Below are 13,896 nucleotides of genomic sequence, written 5' to 3' on the forward strand. Positions count from 1 at the left end.
CAATATTTTGCAGCACTCGCTTGAGTTGTTTCGGTGATTGATTCACCCATTGTTTTATTTGTTCTTGCTGCTCAAGGGTAAACGTGGATTTACGACCTCGCCCTGCTCGGTCACATAATCCCACCAACTTGAGCCTTTCCCAAGCCACAAACCAGTTATGAATCGTTTTGCGACTCACCCCAAAAATTTGCATCAGTTGCGCTATCCTTATCCCTTGAGCGCTCAAAAGAATACAGTGTGCTCGTTGACGGATTGCAAAGCGGTGACTTTGACGATAGATTCTCCACAGTAGCTTTGTCGTTTCAGGGGAAAGTGGAGCAATTAATCTCACAGTAATTAGATCACAATTAAGTAATCCTTAGAATCTTCCCATTACTATGAATATGTGTAAATAATTCTGCATATCTACTTATTTCGCGATTTCGTTGCGATCGCTATCTTTCCAAGGTGTTTCTACAAAGCTAGCGTTTGGTAATTTTGGTAAACCCCATTTAGCAACTAAAGTTTGTAATACGCGATCCTGCGATCGATGAAAAGCATCAATATCGCCATCACCACGATTGACGATCGCGAACCAAATTGCGCCATGCTCTTGAGTTTGGACAACTCCTGATAGAGAGCTTACATCTGAGAGCGTTCCAGTTTTGACGATCGCCCCTTTCGGCATTTTCCGCCCCTCGATCGTGCCGCAGTTGCAATTACTACTTGGGTAGAGATCCGCAAGGGTTAACCCCTCGACTTGGGCGCGATTATGAATCGCCATCAGGATCGCCACCGTAGCACGAGGGGAAATTTGATTGGCTTGCCCTAAGCCAGAGCCGTTAATTAACCTTATTTCTGAAATTGGTATACCTGTCGCATTAGCCGCGATCGCCGCAACTTGTTTCCCTCCCCCCATTTGCGTGGCAAGAGTTTCAGACATCTCATTATTGCTAAAGGTATTCATGCGTTTTAGGATTTGCCAAAGCGGTAACGATGCATGGCGAATCAGTAAGTTACTAGTGGAAATATTTGCTACAGCAAGATTTGGCACAATTCGCACATTACCAAGAATTACTAGTTGCGGTTTGGCCGTTCCTGCGGGCATCGTCGCATATTGCTCTGCAACTTCACCCTGCCATTGGCTGCTATCAAAGGCTAGGCGGAGAAAGTTTGCTGATTCTTGCAGGTCAGGCTCGAAGTTCATGGAGAACCGACCTGTAACGATCAGATTGCCTTGAATGCGCTTAATACCTAGTTGATTGAGTTTATTGCCAAGCCCGATCGCCTCTTCCCATACAAAAAACGGATCGCCACTGCCTTCAATAATCAGATCCCCTTTGAGCGTATCGCCTGTAAGTTTGCCTGTGGTGCTGATATTGGTGATAAAGCGATGGTTTGATCCCCAAGTTTGCAATGCTGCCAAGGTGGTGACATTTTTGGTGAGTGAAGCTGAGGGCAATGGGCGACTCGATAGACGACCTGAGGCGATCGCGCCATCATGGGACTGAATCCATACACCTTGATCGGGATTAGTTAGCCCCGCTTGTTTAAGATCGTTGAGCATCGTTGCGATCGCTTGCTTCACGACGGGATCGGACTGATTATTGGCGATCTCTTCTGAGGCTAGGACTGGGCGATTGGCATAGCTCATCACTGACCGAGGCACTGCGGCTACTTCACGACCATCGAGAACTTGAGTCGAAACCGATAACAGCAAAGCACCAACGAGACTCCACGTAGTCATAAACAAAACCACAATTAGTAATGATTGTGCTTGTGTTGGCAAAGCCAACACAAGCACAATCATTCTAATCAAACATGGCGCTTTCAAGTTGCTGCAAAGCAATTTCTAGATCATCATTAATGATTGTGATATCAAACTCATTTGCCGCAGCTACTTCCAATTTGGCATGGTGCAAGCGCTTGATAATTTGTTCATTACTATCGGTACTGCGATCGCGCAAACGGCTTTCTAAAACTTCCATCGAAGGTGGGGCAATGAAAATTCGTTGAGCGCTAGGAAAAGACTGAGCAACTTGCCGCGCACCCTCTAATTCGATTTCTAGCAACACTATTTGCCCCAAGGCGATCGCTTGATCGATTGCTTGGCGCGGCGTACCGTAAAGATTTCCCGCATATTCTGCCCATTCAAGAAATTCGCCTGAATCGCGCTTTTGCTCAAATTCAGACCGATCCCAAAAGAAATATTCTCGACCATGTTCTTCCCCTGTACGGGGCGATCGAGTTGTTGCCGAGATCGAAAAGAGAATGCGATCGGGATAGCGCTCTAGGAGCCTATGCAATAGAGTGCCTTTGCCGACACCGCTTGGGCCCGTTACAACTATTAATTTGCCTTCGCTCAATTTATCTTGGCTCAACGTTTCGTAATTCCCTATAGAGATAGAGTTGATAGCACTTTGCCCGTTAACCAAATGTCAAATTACATTTAAAAATCCTTGCTTTGCAAGGATTTTTAAGTTGGTTTAATCTGTAGCGCCTTCTTTACTGATGACAAAACGATTAGCAACAGTTTCAGGTTGAATTGCAGATAGAACTACATGGCTAGAGTCGGTAACAATTACCGCTCTTGTGCGTCTACCATAGGTAGCATCAACTAACTTACCATGTTCACGCGCGTCACTAATGATACGCTTGATTGGAGCAGATTCGGGGCTAACGATCGCTACAACTCGGTTTGCCGAAACAATGTTACCAAAGCCGATGTTGATGAGCTTAATATCCATAATTTTATCGATCTAAAATCGATTTAGAGTTGATGTAGCTTCATTTTTGTAGGTATTATCACATTATCCAACAAAAATCGACCAGATGCGATATATTTTGTCACGTATAGTGAAAAATATCTTAATTAAGCAGATATACCCAGTGGATTACTATACGCAATCAGCACGAATTTATTTGATTTTAGGTAGTTTTGGCGCGGGCTTTGCTTGCGCTAAAACTACCTAAAATCAAGTCTAAAATTTAAAATTTTGCAAGCCAAATGATTATGTCAGACATCAGAAATGTAGTGATTATTGGTTCAGGACCCGCAGGCTATACTGCTGCAATTTATGCTGGACGCGCTAGCCTTAATCCACTTGTATTTGAGGGATTCCAGAAGGGAGGTATCCCTGGTGGGCAATTGATGACGACGACGGAAGTAGAGAACTTTCCTGGGTTTCCCACTGGAGTGATGGGACCACAGTTGATGAGCTATATCAAGAAACAAGCTATCAATTGTGGCGCGGAATTGATAATGGAAGATGTGACTTCTGTTGATTTCAGCGATCGCCCTTTTACGATTAAATACTCATCTCACCAAATCCAAACCCACAGCGCGATCATCGCCACAGGTGCAACTGCGAAAAGGCTCCATTTACCCAGTGAAACAAAGTATTGGAATCGTGGAATTTCGGCATGTGCTATTTGTGATGGGGCTGCGCCAATCTTTCGTGGTGTGGAGTTAGCGGTAGTCGGCGGCGGTGATACGGCTGCGGAAGAATCAATTTTCTTAACTAAATATGGCTCGAAGATCCATTTGCTCGTGCGTGGCGATCGCATGAGAGCCAGTAAAATTATGCAAGATCGGGTATTAGCACATCCAAAAATTACGGTGCATTGGCAATCTATTCCGATTGATGTTTATGGTGAAGAGATTGTTAAAGGAGTAAAAATTCGCCATGCTGTCACTAATGAGGAGAGTGATTTAGCCGTGGGTGGACTGTTTTATGCGATCGGGCATAGTCCGAATACAGATTTATTTGCAGGACAGATAGAACTCGATGCGACGGGTTATATCATCACAGAAGGAAAGTCAACAGCTACTAATATTGCAGGTGTCTATGCCTGTGGCGATGTCCAAGACCACGAATATCGTCAAGCAGTCACTGCCGCAGGAACTGGATGCATGGCAGCACTAGAAGCAGAGCGATGGCTGTCAGCGATTTAATCAACGCCGCGCTTTGCGCGGCGTTGATTATTGTTAAAGATGCAAATGCTGAATTACGGTGTTTACATCTTTGTCACCACGACCAGAGCAGTTGATGATAATGCGCTGATCGGCAGTTAGTTGTGGGCAGAGAGTTTCCAGATAGGCGATCGCATGGGATGTCTCCAAAGCTGGAATAATGCCTTCCAAACGTGAGAGTCGTTGAAATGCATCGAGAGCTTCTTGATCCGTGACGCTGTAATATTCAGCACGACCTAAATCCTTGAGATAGCTATGCTCTGGCCCAACTCCTGGATAGTCCAAGCCAGCACTGATAGAATGCGCTTCTTGGACTTGTCCTTCCGAATCTTGCAATAGATAACTCATTGCGCCATGTAGTACCCCAACGCGCCCAAGCGTTAAAGTTGCGGCATGGAACTCCGTATTTGTCCCTTTACCTGCGGCTTCCACACCGATCAAGCGAACGCTTGGCTCATCGACGAACTCATGAAATAGACCCATCGCATTGGAGCCACCACCAACACAAGCAAGCAAAATATCTGGTAAACTACCCCATTTCTCTTGACTCTGGTGACGACTCTCCTTACCAATCACGGCATGAAAATCTCGCACAATCATTGGGTAAGGATGGGGGCCAGCAACGGAGCCGAGAATGTAATGGGTATCCACTACATTTGTTACCCAGTCACGAATTGCTTCAGATGTAGCATCTTTGAGCGTACCAGTACCAGCCTCAACGGGACGCACTTCTGCACCCATGAGTTTCATACGAAATACATTCAGTGATTGGCGCTCCATATCTTGCACGCCCATATAAATCACACAATCTAGACCAAAACGGGCGCAAACAGTTGCCGTAGCCACACCATGCTGTCCTGCACCTGTTTCGGCAATGACGCGCTTTTTGCCCATGCGGATAGCGAGGAGAACTTGTGCTAGGGCATTATTGATTTTGTGCGCACCCGTATGGTTGAGGTCTTCACGCTTGAGGTAAATCTGAGCTGTTCCATAGTGCTGCGTCAATCTCTCCGCAAAATATAGGGGGCTGGGTCTTCCCACATAGTCACGCAAATAGCCGTCTAGCTCGTTATTAAAATCTGGATCGTTTTTGTAATGATAAAAGGCAGTTTCCAGTTCAGCAAGGGCGCTCATAAGGGTTTCGGGGACATATTTGCCCCCGAAAATGCCAAACCGTCCTAATGAGTCGGGACGATTGACGAGTGTGGGTTGTGTAGTTGTTTTGGGTGCGATCGGCGTTGTGGTCATTGCGGTGGGTCTTGACTGATGAGTTAGCTACTATTAAAACTTGCTTGTGGTGCTTGTGGCACTGTATTTAGGATAACAAATTTTGAAAGTGCCGCGAAGCGGCACTTTCAAAATTTTCACTGAGTTTTAAGTCAGCGCAAAGCGCTGTAACATATACCAAAAGATGAACCGTTTCCATGAATCAAGAAGACATCCGATCACTAGAAATTGCAAATTACCCTGTAGCAGGAGTTGACGAAGTTGGAAGGGGTTGTCTTTTTGGTGAAGTTGTGGCGGCAGCTGTGATTTTGCCTATGGATAAATTTGCTTATTTAGAAGATTTAGGTGTGACTGATAGCAAAAAGCTGTCACCCCAACGGCGCGAAAAGTTAGATCGGATCATTCGTGAAGTCGCGATCGCCTGTGAAATTGGTAAGGCAACGGTTAATGAAATTGATGAAATGAATATCCTCGCAGCGAGTTTACTAGCGATGGAAAGGGCGATCGCAAAGCTAAATCCACAACCCAAGCATTGCCTCATTGATGGTAATCAACTTTTACGATTTAAACTAATTGCGCCGATTCCGCAAACTACAGTAATTAAGGGGGATTTTCTATCAATATCAATTGCGGCGGCAAGTATTGTCGCGAAAGTATGGCGCGATCGTAGAATGGTGGAGCTGGCAGAAATCTATACAGGCTATGATCTTGCCACAAATAAAGGCTATGGTACGATTAAGCATAGAGATGCAATCTTCAAGCTGGGCTACACCGATTTACATCGGCAAACCTTTAAAGTTAAGATTCGAGACTAGTATCTTTAGCACAATCAAAGATGGTTCAATGTGGTGAAACAAGATGAAATATGTAGTGTATCGCTACGCCATCTCAATAGGATTTTTGAGCTTTTATCGTACTTCTCGCCCGTATCGAGTGTCGAACCAAATTGAAGCTATATTGAAGGGTTTGCCATACTCATTATTATCACTAATTTTAGGCTGGTGGGGGTTGCCTTGGGGACCAATTTGGACGATTCAATCTATTTCTATTAATCTTAGTGGCGGCTCATCTGTTAATGATCAAAACCAATCTTCATCTAACGTTAAAACAGGAGACTCACTTGTTTACCCAAATATGAGACGTATCAAAGAGTCAATAAAAGCTTTGTATAAACATTTGTCTTCTGAAGGCATCCAATCATTTTCTAGGAGTATTTCTCCTAAGCAAATATTGATTAATCCTAAGGAAGATTCTGTGATTGCTACTCATCAACTGGCAAGCTTGATTGTAAACCATCTAATGCTTCCAGACGGTTCAATTCTCGTTAACTACCGCAAAAGCCTAGAACATGCTGGTCAAGTAGAACTGACACCAGAAAATGAATACTTAGTAGAGATAAACGCACGATATAAAGATAGCTATCGTGATGTTATAGCAATTTTATCCCATGAAATTACGCATGTTTTCTTATACCGTGCAAAACTATTCTTCCCTGATCAATATGACAATGAAATTCTTACGGATACTACCTCTGTTTATTTAGGTGTTGGATGGCTAAGCTTAAATGCCTTCCGACTTACAGAAACCAGAGAAAGTAATAGCTATGGACAATCATATGTTCGATATCAAGAGCAAAGGTTAGGATATCTCACGCCAGAAGAATTTGGGTATGTACTTGGTAAACGGTCAATTGTTTTTAAAGAGAAAGTGAATAATTATATTAAAAGTTCTGCGGCAAAAGATGCTTTTCGCAGAGGTTTACAAAGAGCAAGAATTGAGAGTAAACAGGCTCCATTAAAAAACTGTGGCTTGTTCAAGCGCATTCTTTATCAATGGCATCAAAAGCGTATTATTGATCTAAGTCATGCTGGCAATTTAAAGGGATCTACATGTTCATTTGATGGATATCAATTTGATATCTCTGATGAGATAAAAGTTGTATTTGAATGTCCAGTATGTTCCCAAAAGCTACGTCTTCCTATTAAGAAAAATATTGTAGCTCATTGTAATATCTGTCAAGCAAATTTGAATTGTAAAACATAGTGAGTATTGCTAAATATGCGATCGCAAATATATATTCCATTTATCCTACTAAACATCATTTTTTAAGCCACTGCTTGTAGTCAACAACCTGCTGTCAATAACGAAAAAGAAAACTTAGCTAAACCTCAGGCAACAACAGCAGAATCAACCACGCCACAGCCAACAATAAAAGTGGAGGCAATCGATTCGAGATCTTCAGTTAAGCAAATTCTGCTACCTACAGGTGTATACAACTCAGGCTCAAGATACATTACGATCGCAGCTAAGGGAGACCGAACCTGTTATCAAGGTGTTTCTATGCCATCTGGACGCTATGCCGTAGCCGTTGGCGAGACTACTGGCACTTTATCTTCTGAGAAGGATTATTTTGTTGTTGATGGCTGGAAAAAACATGGAAGAACTGTCACTTTAAGTCAGAATGGTAAGAATCTCTCTATATCAGTAGATGGTGGCTCTCCCTCTGAATATAATTTCTTTCAAAAAGATAGTGGAGAGAAATATTCTGAATCACTAATGAATTGTTTGAATAGTACTGGCGAGTTTTTTGAAACCGAGCCTAATTATACTATCTCTACTTCAACTGGAAGTCAGTCAAAGAAAGAAACTGGGAATTTATTGACTTCAGAACAAAAGGCATTACTTCTGCAATTGCCAATCCCAATTGTTGCGCCAAATTTTATTCCAGAAGGGTTTCGCTTAGTTTATGCCAAGGGAGAAGCGAACAAATATGCTAATGGTGATGATGACTCTGGTTACACGATCGCTTATCAAGGAGAAAACAATACCTGTATTAGTATCAGCTCATCTAGCTCTGGCTCACGAGGATTGCAAAGAGCAAATGAAGTCCAGACGGAATTTGGCTCAGTGGTAGTTTATACAGATAATGCTCGTGACAACAGCATCAGGAGTATTTCGAGCTTTTTAGTGCTAAAAGGAAATCCAGCACTCATCTCAGGTGGAAGTATTCCAGATAGTAGTGCAGATGGTGGGTTTAGGCGTTGTGAACCTGTGGGAATGGGAGTCTATATGCAAGTGCTAAAGTCGCTAACATTGGTGAAATGATTGGATATGGCTTGCGCTACAGAATTCCTTAAGTTGCCTAATCGCCATGTTTATGCTATTTCTCATCTATAAAGCAATATTCTCGGAACGTTTTACGTTCTAAAAATATTGCTTTATTAAGTTGTTCTGATGGGTAAAACCCAAAATATGCGTTTAATCCATACCTCTGATTGGCATTTGGGTAGAAAATTAAAAGGAGTCGATCGCACTCCCGAAATTGCCTTAGCATTAGAAGAAATTCTCAAATATGCTCAGGAATTTGAAGTTGATGCTGTACTTGTAGCGGGGGATATTTTTGATGTGCCGAATCCTACGACTGAGTCAGAACGTATTGCCTATGAATTTTTTTATAAGCTTAATCAGTTAAGTATTCCTTCAGTTGCGATCGCAGGAAATCATGACTCAGCCAATCGGATTGATAGTCTTGCGCATTTGCTATCTCTTGCAGGAGTGAGAGCTTTAGGTAGACCGAGAATTGCCGAAGAAGGGGGCGTTGTTAATATTGATACTGCTAATGGAAAGCTTTGTGTCGGCGCAATGCCTTTTGCCTCAGAGCGGCGCTTATTAGCTGCCGAGGATGTTTGGAATAAGGATGCTGTTGAGCAACGCAATGATTATAAAACCTTAGTAACCTATGTTTTGCAAGATCTGGCTACTGCATTTAAAACCGATGCCGTGAATGTGATGATGGCACATATGACCGTTGATGGCGCGAAGTTTACAGGCTCAGAGGCTGCCTTTTATAGTGGTGCTGTCTATAGTCTTTCAGGACAATCAATCCCTTCAGAATGTCAGTATGTAGGCTTAGGTCATATCCATCGTCCTCAACAGATTGCCAATGCCGCACCGACCTATTATGCAGGATCATTAATTCAAGTAGATTTTGGCGAAGTGGGCGAAGAGAAGGGATTTAATTTGATTGAAGTGGAAGTGGGTAGACCTGCGAAAGTGCAATTTCAGCCCCTTGCTTGCCAAAAGCCACTTAAAAGAGTGGAATGTCATATCGATCAGCTTGATGAGCAATTAGAAGCGCATCGCGATTATGTCGGCTATTTGAAATTTGCGATCGCTGTCGATACGCCGCCCATCGGACTGGCGGATCGGGTGCGAAAAGTCTGTCCTCAAGCGGTAATGGTGGAAACAAAGTTAATCGTGAATGAATCGGTACAGGTTCCAGAACCTAAAGATTACGATCGCTTTGATCCGATCGCTGAGTTTCAAAAATTTTATAGCGATCGGGAAAAAAACTTGTCGCCTGATGTGATTAATGCATTTAAAGAGTTATATATGGAGTTTAGTGATGCGTCCAATTGAGTTAATTGTCGAAGGATTCACCAGTTTTCGCACTCGTCAAACGCTAGATTTTTCTAGCCTCGATTTATTTGCGATTACAGGCGCTACGGGGGCGGGGAAAACTTCGCTATTGGATGCAATTACCTTTGCGCTTTATGACAAAGTGGCTCAAAAGCCCAATTCATCGAGAGAACTAGTTAGCCAAGGTTCAACCCAGTTAAAAGTAGAATTTCGGTTTGTGATGCGGCAGACTGAATATAGAGTGGTGCGAACATGGCGCAATCGAGGCAAAACTGACATAAAGAACTTTCTGCTAGATGAATTAGTAGGAGAAGAATGGGAAAGATGTGCCACGCAAAAGGTGGAAGAAATCATTGGCATGGATTTCGAGACCTTTACCCGTGTAATCATTTTGCCGCAAGGGCAGTTTGATGAATTCCTCAAGGGTGAAGCTGGTAAACGTCGCGAGATTTTGCGGCAGTTGGCAGGATTTCAAATATTCGAGCAAATGAGGAAAGAAGCAAGCGATCGCACTAGTCGTTTTAAAGCTGAGCGTGAAGGTTTAGATAAAGTCCTTGAAGGGATGCAAGCGCCAACTATTGAAGAGGTGAATGCTCAACAAACAGAATTAGAAAATCTTGAAGTTTCGATTCCTGAATTAGATGTCAAATCGAAAAATAGCCGCAAGCTATTAGAATCCGAAGAAAGATTGTTTACTCAACTCCAGCAATACAGACAGTTATCAGTAAAATTAGAGCAGCTTCAGCAAGATGCGCCAAAAGTCCAAGCTTTAGAAGTTCAATTCCGTAATGCTCAGTTAGCTAACTCGATTGTAGGAACTTGGACAATTTTGCAAACTACTCGCAAGCGCGTAGAAAATGCGATCGCAGATCTGACAACTGCCAATAAACAGTTAGAAATAGCTAAGGTTGATCTTGAAAAGCAACAACAAATTTTGGAGCAATCTCGCACCGACCAAATTGAAGCTCAAAGCCATATAGAATCCCAAGAGCGTAGTCTTGCTCTAGCAGAAGCTCTACATGCGCAACAGCAGCAATGCGAGTCAGAGCTAGAACGTGCTAATAAGAATGCTCTAGAGCGATCGCAGCAGCTTGAAAAAGCAACAAAAGCAACAAAACAAGCTGAACTAGAATTGCAGAATTCAACTCAGCAATTACAAAAAATTGCAACAGCGATCGCTAATTCCCATAACGATCCTCATCGTCTCGAAAATCTACGCCTAGTTGCGGAACCGCTCGCTCAGCAGCAAATGTTGCAAGATGGGCTTGTGAAACTAACGCAAAAATCTACACAATTACATACAGAAATCATTAACCTCACGCAGCAATTAGAGAAATCCAAACAGGCGATCGCTAAAGCAGAAAATGAATTTCAAACCGCAAATATCGCCCTGACTAAAGCCGAAGCCTCAAATTTGCAAGCCTTACAAAGTAGCCATGTCAATGCTTTGCGCGCTGAACTCCATGATGGTGACAACTGCCCCGTTTGTAATAATCTTTATGTTGTAGAGGGATTGCCAGAGATTCTTACAATTGAACTGATCGATACAGATGCTCTCAAGAAACAGCGAGATGTCAGCGAGAGACAGTTAGCAAAACTACGTGAAGTCAGGGCAAAACTTGAGGCGAATTTTGAGACATCGCAACTGCAATTGCAAACCCAAACCCAGGAAATTATGGAGTTAGAAACTGAGGTTGCAAAATTTCAAAAACAGATCGATCTCATTCTCCAAACTGCATGGACAGCCGCAGATATTATTCGCGATCGCCAAGAATTAGAAAGACAAGAATTAGCCTATCAAAAACTGATTAACGAGCAAAAAGAAATTGCGATCGCTTCTCGCAATGCTGCAAGCAAGCTAAATATCAACCAAGAAAATCTACAATTAGCCCAAACAGAATTTCAAAAAGCCGCACAAGAGAAAGTACATCGTCAATCCCAACTACAAGAAATATCACAACGGCTGCAAGAAATTACCGCAGGCAAAAGTTATGAATCATTGCGCCAAAGTATCTTCCAAGCAAAATCTGAACTAAGCGATCGCCTCCAAGCTATAGAAAAATCCTATCAAAAAGCTCGTGAAAACTTTGTAAAACGAGAAGAGACTGCCACAAAAACTCAAGAAAATCATGATATCGCAATTGCTGAACGCACTCAACAAGAGACAAACTGGCACAATGAACTACAATCTATCAACTTTACTGAATCAGAATTTCTGGCTGCTCAAACTACGCGATCGCAAATGGAGTCATGGCAAAAAGAAATCGAAACCTATCAACGCCAAGAACAGGACTTAACCACTCGTCGGCAAATGTTTGCGGAGGCGATCGCGGATCAACATACTGATGAAATTGCGATCGCAAATCTTCGCGTAGAATTACAACAAATAGAACGGGATCTCCAACTAGCTAGTGAAAAGCGGGCAGCGATCAAAGCATGGCTAGAACAAGCACAGCAAAGGCGGCAGGAATCACAAGATTTAGAAGAACGGAAAGTTGCTCTACAGGCTCAAGAGCAGATTTACCATACCCTCTCCCAAGATCTGCAATCCAACAAATTCCAAGAATATATTCTCGATAGTCTCCAACAAGAACTCGCTAACCGTGCTTCTGTTTTATTACAACAACTTTCTGAAGATCGTTATATTCTCCAAATTGAAAGTGGCGATTATTGGGTGTCTGACAATTGGAATGGTGGCGAAAAACGGCGTATTCGCACACTCTCAGGTGGTGAAACCTTTGCTGCTTCGCTCTCAATGGCATTGGCTTTATCAGAAAAATTATCAATGGGAATAGAGCTTGGCAGCCTCTTCTTAGATGAAGGTTTTGGCACGCTCGATAGCGAAACCCTCGAGTCTGTCACCCAAATCCTCGAATCCCTGCGCCAACAGGATCGTCTCATCGGTGTAATTACACATATTCAATCGTTAGCCGAGAGATTGCCCACACAAATCCATGTCCGTAAGTCTATCAATGGTTCAGAATTAGTGAGAATTTAGATAAGCGCTTTTACAAACTCGATCGCTTCTTGTTTTGATGAAATCTTGCCTTCGACTTGAGCAATTTTCACATTCTCTAATAGTTCGCCAATTTTAGGACTAGGCGAAATCCCCAATTCTTTTCGCAAATCATCGCCAGTAATTAACGCTACAGGATAAGCGATCGCATCTTGGGGATTGAGCCAGCGCTCCAACCAAGGTGCGATCGCTTCCAGTTCACAATCACTAGCCATAGCCAAAGCCGCGATCGCAGGGAAAAACTCTAACGTTGGTTGAAAAAATTTATATTGTTCTGTGCGTGAAGCTTGATCTAAAAGCTTGATGAATTGAGGCAGATAACGCAAAATCCCGACGAGCCAGCGTTGCTCAGCGCGGCTTAGTCCCAGAGATTCCAAGGCTGTCGTGCTATTGGTCAATGCAGCCAATTTGATAATCACCAGAGTATAGCGATCGCCTGATAATTGCTTACTAAAAAATGATTCTAGATTCGGGAATTTGGCTATTAAGCTCGAAATCACATTCTCAATTTTGGCAAATCGTTCTAGATTCAAATGTTGGCTTGGCAACCAATCCTCTAAAATGCGATCGCTGATGGCAGCCATCATCCCTTGACTACCATTCCCGATTGATAGCAAATAGCCTAGTTCTGTCCGCACCCGTTCAGCAGCCATAGACTTTAATTTTGGCGCAAGTTTAATCAAAACCTGCCGAGTTAAACTTTCAATCTCAAAGCCTAACTGAGCTGCCTGTCGATATCCCCGCAAAATTCGCAAAGGATCGTCGGCAAGGTTCTCAGGAGCAACCATCCTGATTAGCTTAGCTTTTAAATCGCTAATTCCATCAAATGGATCTACAAACTGATTTTGCGCCTTTGGCGCAAAATCAGTTTTATTTAGTTCATGGCATTCTAAAGCGATCGCATTCATACAAAAGTCGCGCCGCCCCAAATCGGCTTCTAAACTGTGCCCCATTTGCTGAGCAAAATCTGCCGTTCCATTTTTAAAGACAACTCGCGCAATTTGACGCTCTGCGTCTAAAATCACAAATCCTGCTTTATACTTACGGGCGATCGCATTAGCTATTTCAACTGCTTTCTCTGGCAAAACAAAATCTAGATCAAGATATTTACCTTGACGATTTAGAATGCGATCTCGTACCCATCCACCCACCAAATAAGCAGGAGTTGGTAAATCATTAAAATCAAATGGGAACTGTTGCAAAATCTATTTTTAGCCCACTTTGTTAAAGGTTTTGACTACTAAGAATATGTTATATGATTTTATATAAAATTTACCCCACC

The 13,896-nt window shown here is 42.8% G+C and carries 11 protein-coding genes and 1 pseudogene; 6 read left to right on the forward strand and 6 right to left on the reverse strand.

Annotated features, from left to right (window positions below; genetic code table 11):
- The 4 genes from APA_RS25830 to remA all read right to left on the reverse strand — a co-directional run.
- Positions 1-331: helix-turn-helix domain-containing protein (locus tag APA_RS25830; RefSeq protein WP_201321415.1), on the reverse strand; the 331-nt coding region annotated here is incomplete at its 3' end.
- A gap of 78 nt (positions 332-409) precedes the next feature.
- On the reverse strand, positions 410-1,726 hold the full coding sequence (locus APA_RS16510) for a D-alanyl-D-alanine carboxypeptidase (RefSeq protein ID WP_201323414.1): 1,317 nt from the start codon (positions 1,724-1,726) through the stop codon (positions 410-412).
- Positions 1,727-1,790: 64 nt separating this feature from the next.
- Positions 1,791-2,360, reverse strand: a complete 570-nt coding sequence (gmk, locus tag APA_RS16515) for a guanylate kinase (protein WP_201323352.1) — start codon at positions 2,358-2,360, stop codon at positions 1,791-1,793.
- Between the two features lie 105 nt (positions 2,361-2,465).
- Complete coding sequence (gene remA / locus APA_RS16520) at positions 2,466-2,726, reverse strand: extracellular matrix/biofilm regulator RemA (protein WP_009629073.1); 261 nt, start codon at positions 2,724-2,726, stop codon at positions 2,466-2,468.
- Between the two features lie 260 nt (positions 2,727-2,986).
- Between remA and trxB the strand changes: the two are divergent.
- Positions 2,987-3,928: pseudogene (gene trxB / locus APA_RS16525) on the forward strand (thioredoxin-disulfide reductase); the annotation flags it as partial.
- Positions 3,929-3,967: 39 nt separating this feature from the next.
- On the opposite strand, the gene trpB reads toward trxB, so the two are convergent.
- Positions 3,968-5,200 (reverse strand): tryptophan synthase subunit beta, encoded by a 1,233-nt coding sequence (gene trpB, locus APA_RS16530; RefSeq protein WP_201323354.1) that lies wholly within the window; start codon positions 5,198-5,200, stop codon positions 3,968-3,970.
- Positions 5,201-5,376: 176 nt separating this feature from the next.
- On the opposite strand from trpB, the gene APA_RS16535 reads away from it, so the two are divergent.
- From APA_RS16535 to APA_RS16555, 5 genes are all read left to right on the forward strand, one after another.
- Positions 5,377-5,994, forward strand: a complete 618-nt coding sequence (locus tag APA_RS16535; protein WP_201323355.1) for a ribonuclease HII — start codon at positions 5,377-5,379, stop codon at positions 5,992-5,994.
- Positions 5,995-6,037: 43 nt separating this feature from the next.
- On the forward strand, positions 6,038-7,222 hold the full coding sequence (locus APA_RS16540) for a hypothetical protein (RefSeq protein ID WP_201323356.1): 1,185 nt from the start codon (positions 6,038-6,040) through the stop codon (positions 7,220-7,222).
- A gap of 171 nt (positions 7,223-7,393) precedes the next feature.
- On the forward strand, positions 7,394-8,284 hold the full coding sequence (locus APA_RS16545) for a hypothetical protein (protein ID WP_201323357.1): 891 nt from the start codon (positions 7,394-7,396) through the stop codon (positions 8,282-8,284).
- Positions 8,285-8,413: 129 nt separating this feature from the next.
- Positions 8,414-9,598 carry an exonuclease subunit SbcD gene (locus APA_RS16550; protein WP_236579612.1) on the forward strand — a complete coding sequence of 395 codons (1,185 nt, stop codon included), beginning with the start codon at positions 8,414-8,416 and terminating at the stop codon, positions 9,596-9,598.
- Positions 9,585-12,596 (forward strand): AAA family ATPase, encoded by a 3,012-nt coding sequence (locus APA_RS16555; protein ID WP_201323358.1) that lies wholly within the window; start codon positions 9,585-9,587, stop codon positions 12,594-12,596. Before APA_RS16550 ends, APA_RS16555 begins: the two co-directional genes overlap by 14 nt.
- Here the strand turns inward: APA_RS16555 and APA_RS16560 are convergent.
- A complete protein-coding gene (locus APA_RS16560; RefSeq protein ID WP_201323359.1) occupies positions 12,593-13,816 on the reverse strand; it encodes a CCA tRNA nucleotidyltransferase in 1,224 nt (407 codons plus the stop codon). The two genes, APA_RS16555 and APA_RS16560, sit on opposite strands and share 4 nt — an antisense overlap.
- Positions 13,817-13,896 lie beyond the last annotated feature (80 nt).

This window comes from Pseudanabaena sp. lw0831, from assembly GCF_016584665.1.
GTDB lineage: Bacteria > Cyanobacteriota > Cyanobacteriia > Pseudanabaenales > Pseudanabaenaceae > Pseudanabaena.

What these genes read in the sequence shown, in the direction of transcription:
- APA_RS16510 (WP_201323414.1), bottom strand. Translation starts at nt 1,726, where the DNA reads ATGACTACGTGGAGTCTCGTTGGTGCTTTGCTGTTATCGGTTTCGACT.
- remA (WP_009629073.1), bottom strand. Translation starts at nt 2,726, where the DNA reads ATGGATATTAAGCTCATCAACATCGGCTTTGGTAACATTGTTTCGGCA.
- trpB (WP_201323354.1), bottom strand. Translation starts at nt 5,200, where the DNA reads ATGACCACAACGCCGATCGCACCCAAAACAACTACACAACCCACACTC.
- APA_RS16535 (WP_201323355.1), top strand. Translation starts at nt 5,377, where the DNA reads ATGAATCAAGAAGACATCCGATCACTAGAAATTGCAAATTACCCTGTA.
- APA_RS16540 (WP_201323356.1), top strand. Translation starts at nt 6,038, where the DNA reads ATGAAATATGTAGTGTATCGCTACGCCATCTCAATAGGATTTTTGAGC.
- APA_RS16550 (WP_236579612.1), top strand. Translation starts at nt 8,414, where the DNA reads ATGGGTAAAACCCAAAATATGCGTTTAATCCATACCTCTGATTGGCAT.
- APA_RS16555 (WP_201323358.1), top strand. Translation starts at nt 9,585, where the DNA reads ATGCGTCCAATTGAGTTAATTGTCGAAGGATTCACCAGTTTTCGCACT.